Raw genomic sequence first — 4,894 nt, forward strand, 5'->3', positions numbered from 1 at the left:
GTCGGAGCCGGGTAGTTTACACCCGTTCCACATCCCAGAAGAAGAGGGATCCCGCTATAACCACCCCGTCTCCTTGCTGTTCTAGCCGGCTCACACCCCATCGAGCCCCGTACGGAGGCGGGCCGGTGAGTCGTCCTGAGCAAAGCATCCATCCAGTGGCTTAGACTACACTAGTAAGGACTGACCCATCGTTTGGACTGGCATGATTCCCACCGTTATTGAGCAATCTGCGCGAGGCGAGCGCGCCTTTGACATTTACTCGCGTCTCTTGCGGGATCGGATCATTTTCTTGGGCACCCAGGTGGACGACGACATTGCTAACCTGATTGTGGCCCAGATGCTCTACTTGGAGTCCGAAGACCCTGAAAAAGACATCTACCTCTACATCAACTCCCCCGGCGGCTCTGTCTATGCTGGCATGGCCATTTACGACACCATGCAGCACATTCAGCCGGATGTCTCCACCATCTGCATTGGTTTGGCTGCCAGCATGGGAGCCTTTCTGCTGGCAGGGGGCACCAAAGGCAAGCGCATTGCCCTTCCCCACGCCCGCATCATGATCCACCAACCCCTTGGTGGAGCTCAGGGGCCAGCTACCGATATTGAAATTCAGGCCAAAGAGATCCTCTTCATCAAAAACAGCCTCAATAGCTTGCTGGCCTACCACACCGGTCAACCTCTAGAGCGCATCGAACGAGATACCGACCGCGACAACTTCATGACCCCAGAACAAGCCAAAGAGTACGGCCTCATCGACCAAGTGATCAGCAAGAGACCCCAGCCAACCCTGGCAGCCGTTTCTTGACCCTCCAGATCCTGTGGGTGGACTTGCTCCGCTCCCTCAAAGAAGGGAGCTTTTGGTTTTGGCCAGGGATTCCACCCAAAGGATATTAAGAAAGCCAAAGAAATCTGTATTCTCAGCGGGAAGCAGGGGGCCTCACTTTAATTAAACTAATCAAACTCATAAAGAAAGTAATGATCAGCCCATTATTGCGGATGGTAGCTTAGGATTAAACCTATATAGAGTTGTGTCTGCCGAGATTCTAGCTTAGGCGCTGTATAAATTCCTTTCCGCTGGGTTTGCAAATCCAGGGAGTCGAAGCTAGTGATTGAAGGCGCTCGAAAAGAAGGGTTTAGGGCTTCCATCCGCCAGGATGAAGAGTGTCTTAAGGCCCAACTTTGGCCTCGCGGTTGTGGGGCGGTCTTATTCACGGAAACTCGGCGGTCTCGAGTTTTGGCCCTGAGTTTTTCCTCTTGGTTGCATCCGTGAAGGGCATTTTCTGGTTCTGTAATTCGTTCAGAGGGAGATCAACGTGGCCTACTCAGCAACCCAATCCAAAAGCGGCTATCAAGCCGGTGTGAAGGATTACCGACTCACCTATTACACTCCCGACTACACGCCTAAGGATACCGATGTCTTGGCCTGTTTCCGAGTTACCCCTCAACCGGGCGTTCCTCCCGAAGAGGCGGGGGCAGCCGTGGCGGCTGAGTCTTCGACGGGCACCTGGACAACGGTATGGACCGATTTGCTGACCGACTTGGATCGGTACAAAGGCCGCTGCTATGACATCGAGCCGGTTCCCGGCGAAGACAACCAGTACTTCTGCTTCGTCGCCTATCCGCTGGATCTGTTCGAGGAAGGCTCGGTGACCAACATGCTCACCTCGATTGTGGGCAACGTTTTTGGCTTTAAGGCCCTAAAGGCGCTGCGGCTGGAAGATGTGCGGATCCCGGTGGCCTACCTGAAAACCTTCCAGGGCCCTCCCCACGGCATTCAGGTGGAGCGGGATAAGTTGAATAAGTATGGCCGTCCGCTGCTGGGCTGCACCATCAAGCCCAAGTTGGGCCTTTCTGCCAAAAATTACGGGCGGGCCGTGTATGAAGCTCTGCGGGGCGGCCTGGACTTCACCAAAGATGACGAAAACATTAACTCCCAGCCCTTCCAGCGCTGGCGGGATCGCTACTTGTTCGTGATGGAGGCTGTCCACAAGGCCCAAGCGGAAACCGGCGAGATCAAGGGCCACTATTTGAACGTGACGGCGCCCACCTGCGAAGAGATGTTCAAGCGGGCCGAGTTTGCCAAGGAGTTGGGCGCCCCTATCATCATGCACGACTACTTGACAGCCGGCTTCACTGCCAACACCAGCTTGGCCAAGTGGTGCCGGGATAACGGCATTCTGCTGCACATTCACCGGGCCATGCACGCGGTGATCGACCGGCAGAAAAACCATGGCATCCACTTCCGGGTGTTGGCCAAGTGTTTGCGCATGTCCGGTGGCGACCACCTGCACTCTGGGACGGTGGTGGGCAAGTTGGAAGGCGACCGCGCCATCACGATGGGCTTTGTGGATCTCATGCGGGAAAACTACGTAGAGGCCGATCGCTCCCGCGGCATTTTCTTCACCCAAGATTGGGCTTCCATGCCAGGGGTGATGCCGGTGGCTTCCGGTGGGATCCACGTTTGGCACATGCCGGCGCTGGTGGAAATCTTCGGCGACGACTCGGTGCTGCAGTTTGGCGGCGGAACTTTGGGACACCCCTGGGGCAACGCGCCGGGCGCAACCGCCAACCGGGTGGCCTTGGAAGCGTGTATCCAAGCTCGTAACGAAGGTCGAGATCTGGCCCGCGAAGGCAACGACATTATCCGGGAAGCAGCCAAGTGGTCGCCAGAGCTGGCGGCTGCCTGCGAGCTGTGGAAGGAAATCAAGTTCGAGTTCAAGGCCGTCGACACCCTCTAGAGATCTGCTGGGGGCAGGGGATCCCCACGGCTCTCTTGCCCTACTGGCTCCCTCCCTGGATCGGCAATGGATCTGAAACAGATCGCCAAAGACACCGCCAAGACCTTGATCAGCTACCTGACTTATCAGGCGATGCGCACGGTGCTGGCTCAACTGAGCGAAACAGATCCCCCCAGGGCTCTTTGGCTACAGCAGTTCTCCGCTCGGCAAAACCTTCAGGATGGGGAAGCCTACCTGCGGGCTTTGCTGGCTGAGCGTCCTGAGTTGGCCTATCGCATCATGACCGTTCGTGAACACATTGCTGCGGAGGTGGTCGATTACCTGCCGGAAATGGCCAAAGCCGGCATCCAGCAAGCCAACATGGAGCACCGCCGCAATCATCTAGAACGGATCACCTCAGCAACAGGATCCCTACCCGTTACCCACCCAGAAGCGGGATCCCCCCCACAAAACCCTAGACCCGAAACGGAGTGATACCCATCATGCAAACCTTACCGAAAGAGCGCCGCTACGAAACCCTCTCCTACTTGCCGCCGCTGACGGATCTGCAGATCATCAAGCAGGTGCAGTACATCTTGGATCAGGGCTACATCCCGGCCATAGAGTTCAACGAATCTTCTGAACCGACGGTTCGCTATTGGACGCTGTGGAAGCTGCCCCTGTTCAGCGCCACTTCTCCCCAGGAGGTGCTCAGCGAAGTGCAGGCTTGCCGCAGCGCCTACCCCAACTGTTTCATTCGCGTGGTGGGGTTCGACAACATTAAGCAGTGCCAGGTGCTCAGCTTCCTGGTCTACAAGCCCAGCGGCCTGCGCTGAGAGAGGTTCAGAGTTTTGACCAGCTTGGGGGAGAGAGCTTCTGGAGCGTCTCTCTCCTTTTTCTTATGCGAGGGGATCCAACGGGAGCCTTCCCGATTGCAGGGCAACAGTTTGTCCCGTGTTGGCGTTAGCGGCGCAGTTGCTCTGGGCCAGAGTTGGGCAACTGTCCCGAAGCAACCCTGTTCTCAGGATCCGATCCCCAAAAGCGCTCCCAACCCCACGGCCAGGAGAGCGGCCAAGGTTGTTTGAATGCCGTTCACCACTTCATTGCTCATCCAGGCCAGGCGGGGTTGCAACACCACTCCCATCCAGCTTTCTGCCAAGGTGGCCAGGATCCCGGCCAGCCAGCAGATGACCAACCAGAATGGGCTGCCCCCTACCCATTCCCCGCCAATCCCCCAGGCCAACCCGGCCATCCCTGCCGCTGCCGCCACCCCCGCCAGGGATCCCTCTAGGCTCACGGCTCCTTCTGTGCCCGCCGGCACGGACTGGAAGGTGGTGATCAAAAAGGTCTTGCGGCCATAGGCTTTCCCCACCTCGCTGCTGACGGTATCGGCCAATTTCGCTGCAAAGCTGGCGCTGTATCCCAACCACCACAGGGGATGCGGGAAGAAAGCGTATCCTAGCGCACATACTGCCCCGGTTAAAGCGGATCCCCAGACGTTCTCCGGCCCTCGCGCCCCCTCTCGCTTTTCGGCGATCCCCTGCGCCTGCTTGCGCCGGATCCCCAGTTTGGTTACGGCTGTTCCCACTAAAAAATAGGCAGCTACCACCGCGTAGCCCCGCCCCCCCAGCCCCCCCCACACCAGCAGGCCCAGCAGGCCCGCGTGGATGACCCCTGCTCGCGTCAAAGCCTTCTGAGGGCTCAGCAGACCCAGCACCACCAGAGCCAGGTTGAGCCAGAGTGCCACCCCCCACTGACTCAGAAGCCACGCTTGCCACATATACCCTTAAACTTTAGCCACAGCAATTTGGCCAGATAATTCTCAGCACAAGCACCAATATAGCAATCCGTGTTAAATCGTAAAAAAATCTTTTATCGACTAAATGCCTCTCCCTGTAAACGTGCCGGTCAAATCTCCCACCACCCTCCTATTCCTCTTAGAAGGAATCAGCACCCGGCCTTCCCTTGTCTATCCTCTCCCTGAATTCCTGAGAATCTTATCCCCTATCACCTTCGTATGCTCTTCTTGCCAACTCTCTGGTAATGCCTCTGCTTGGGTAATATCCTGCTTTGCCCTGCTGTGATTCTAAACACTAACGGCTTCCCCAAACCATCCACACTCACATGGATCTGAGTGCTGTATCCACCTCGACTCCTCCCCAAAGCTTGCTCCCCTT

At 57.1% G+C, this 4,894-nt stretch carries 5 protein-coding genes and 1 pseudogene; 4 read left to right on the forward strand and 2 right to left on the reverse strand.

Going from position 1 to position 4,894, the window contains the following annotated elements; all coding sequences use genetic code 11:
• Positions 1–202 precede the first annotated feature (202 nt).
• The 4 genes from clpP to NW819_RS11940 all read left to right on the forward strand — a co-directional run bounded on the left by clpP (position 203) and on the right by NW819_RS11940 (position 3,553).
• A complete protein-coding gene (gene clpP, locus NW819_RS11925) occupies positions 203–805 on the forward strand; it encodes an ATP-dependent Clp endopeptidase proteolytic subunit ClpP (RefSeq protein ID WP_011434140.1) in 603 nt (200 codons plus the stop codon).
• Between the two features lie 508 nt (positions 806–1,313).
• Positions 1,314–2,738, forward strand: a complete 1,425-nt coding sequence (locus tag NW819_RS11930) for a form I ribulose bisphosphate carboxylase large subunit (RefSeq protein WP_011434138.1) — start codon at positions 1,314–1,316, stop codon at positions 2,736–2,738.
• A gap of 66 nt (positions 2,739–2,804) precedes the next feature.
• Positions 2,805–3,212 carry a RuBisCO chaperone RbcX gene (rcbX, locus tag NW819_RS11935; protein WP_414349604.1) on the forward strand — a complete coding sequence of 136 codons (408 nt, stop codon included), beginning with the start codon at positions 2,805–2,807 and terminating at the stop codon, positions 3,210–3,212.
• Positions 3,213–3,220: 8 nt separating this feature from the next.
• Positions 3,221–3,553 carry a ribulose bisphosphate carboxylase small subunit gene (locus NW819_RS11940; RefSeq protein ID WP_011434136.1) on the forward strand — a complete coding sequence of 111 codons (333 nt, stop codon included), beginning with the start codon at positions 3,221–3,223 and terminating at the stop codon, positions 3,551–3,553.
• 185 nt (positions 3,554–3,738) lie between these two features.
• Here the strand turns inward: NW819_RS11940 and NW819_RS11945 are convergent, their stop codons facing one another.
• Together NW819_RS11945 and NW819_RS11950 are read right to left on the reverse strand one after the other, a co-directional pair.
• The gene (locus tag NW819_RS11945) at positions 3,739–4,497 is read right to left on the reverse strand and encodes a TIGR00297 family protein (RefSeq protein WP_011434135.1); all 759 of its coding nucleotides are present in this window, start codon (positions 4,495–4,497) and stop codon (positions 3,739–3,741) included.
• A gap of 272 nt (positions 4,498–4,769) precedes the next feature.
• A pseudogene (locus NW819_RS11950) lies at positions 4,770–4,894 on the reverse strand (IS5/IS1182 family transposase); the annotation flags it as partial.

The organism is Synechococcus sp. R8-2 (genome assembly GCF_047461715.1).
Classification (GTDB): domain Bacteria; phylum Cyanobacteriota; class Cyanobacteriia; order Thermostichales; family Thermostichaceae; genus Thermostichus.